Origin of the sequence: Providencia sp. Je.9.19 (genome assembly GCF_051129765.1) — a bacterium.
Taxonomy (GTDB): domain Bacteria; phylum Pseudomonadota; class Gammaproteobacteria; order Enterobacterales; family Enterobacteriaceae; genus Providencia.
The window spans coordinates 1-239 of sequence record NZ_JBCPSS010000079.1 but is presented as its reverse complement, the minus strand read 5'-3'; the positions used below and the strand labels follow the sequence as shown (position 1 = coordinate 239).

Genomic DNA, 239 nt, shown 5'->3' with positions numbered 1-239 from the left:
CGCCGCTCGTCAGCGAGAAGCAAGCTTCCCCTGTTACCGCTCGACTTGCATGTGTTAGGCCTGCCGCCAGCGTTCAATCTGAGCCATGATCAAACTCTTCAATTAAAAGTGTTTGATGCTCAAAGAAATAAACTGTTTGTTGTTAGTTGATATAAATATCAATTAACGTGTTAGTCACTCTTCAAGACTTTAACTTCAAATAATACTTTTTTGATAGTGTCTTGTGAGTGCCCACACAG

Annotated in this window: 1 rRNA gene; it reads right to left on the bottom strand. The window is 41.0% G+C overall.

Annotation, left to right across the window (positions count from 1 at the left end):
* A 16S ribosomal RNA gene (locus tag AAZR93_RS21770) occupies positions 1-105 on the bottom strand; the annotation flags it as partial.
* Positions 106-239: the final 134 nt, after the last annotated feature.